Annotated in this window: 1 protein-coding gene; it reads right to left on the bottom strand. The window is 64.1% G+C overall.

Annotated elements, in window-relative coordinates; all coding sequences use genetic code 11:
• Window positions 1–58: 58 nt before the first annotated feature.
• Window positions 59–1,249, bottom strand: coding sequence for a helix-turn-helix domain-containing protein (locus tag EN851_RS34080; RefSeq protein ID WP_135931041.1), 1,191 nt, complete (start codon window positions 1,247–1,249; stop codon window positions 59–61).
• Window positions 1,250–1,328: the final 79 nt, after the last annotated feature.

Below are 1,328 nucleotides of genomic sequence, written 5' to 3'. Positions count from 1 at the left end.
TGTCCAGCCGATAGATGGGTAACAGATTGAACCGGATACATAGGTAACAGTTCTCCCCCTATGCATCCGCCGCAGCGCCAAGCGGTTTGGTTGGCGCGGCGCTGCGGCGGACGAGCTTCATACGTCTGGTGTCGATGATGCCAAGCGGATAATCATGGAAGGTAAGTGCCCATTGGCCGTCCTCGGCTTCGATGGCCGCGACGGCTTCGCCGGCCAGTGATTGCGAGACATAGACGAAGCCGCCATTCCACCTGATCTCGCCATTGTGGCGCACCCAGCGAACCGCGGCCTCTTGCGGATAATCGGGCTCGGGTGGCGTCCTTGGCATGGCTCGTTGCGACGGGCGGTAATGCTGGGCTGGAGTGTCCATGGCAAGCGCCTCATGCGGACGCTCCTCATTGTAGCTGCGCCGGAAGGCTTCGAAGGCCTGGCCCTGAGCCGTTCTGTCGGCCTCCGGGTCCTTGGCCAGTGGCAGCATGGTCAGATGGAAGCGCTCGTGGCGACCGTTCTGCTGTGGCTTGCCGGGTGCGATCCGTTCCAGCGTGATGCCGAGCTTGATGAAGCGCACCGCAAGCGGCGTCAGCCCGGTGACGCCGGCCGACGCGAAGGGCGAGCCATTGTCGCTTCTGAAGCGATCCGGCAGGCCATGCTCCTCAAACAGCCGCTCGAACACCGGCCAGGCCTCGGCGTCCGCCGTCGAGCCCGTCGCTTCGAGCGCCAGAAGGTAGCGGCTCGAGGCATCCATCACCGTCAACGGATCGCAGCGCCACCCGTCGGCAGTCCGGAACCACCCCTTGTGATCGCCAGTCCACACCGCATTCGGCCCTTGCGGCTCCGGCCACGGTCCGTTGCCACAGGCTCGCAGACGTGGCCGCTTGCGGGCGCCTACGAGCCCGTGCCGTGCAAGGATCGCGCCCACCGTCGAGGCCGACGGCCAAACCAACTCGGGAGCCGTGCGCTTGAGACGCGCCACGATCTTCTTTGGCCCCCACAGCGGATGCACCTCCTTGGCGGCAACGATCCGCTCCACCAGGTCCAGCGCCGTCGCCCGGCCGTGATTGAGCGGCGCGCGCGGCAGATCGTGCAAACCTTCCGGGCCGAACGCGCGATAGCGTCCAAGCCATTTGTAGCCGGTCTTGCGCGATATCCCATAAGCCGCACAGAGCTCGATCATCGTCTCTTCACCCGAAAGGCAATCCACAACAAACCGTAGCCGCTCGTCCATGATCCCAGTTTCTCGCCAAACCATCGCCGGTCCTCCCGGCGGACAAGAAAACTGTCACCCATGCTATCGGTCCATTCTGTTACCTATCTATCCGGTTCGGACA

This window comes from Mesorhizobium sp. M8A.F.Ca.ET.208.01.1.1 (assembly GCF_004791315.1).
Classification (GTDB): domain Bacteria; phylum Pseudomonadota; class Alphaproteobacteria; order Rhizobiales; family Rhizobiaceae; genus Mesorhizobium.
Note: the sequence above shows the minus strand (reverse complement) of the source record. Positions and strands in the feature narration are given on the sequence as shown.

What these genes read in the sequence shown, in the direction of transcription:
- EN851_RS34080 (WP_135931041.1), bottom strand. Translation starts at nt 1,249, where the DNA reads ATGGTTTGGCGAGAAACTGGGATCATGGACGAGCGGCTACGGTTTGTT.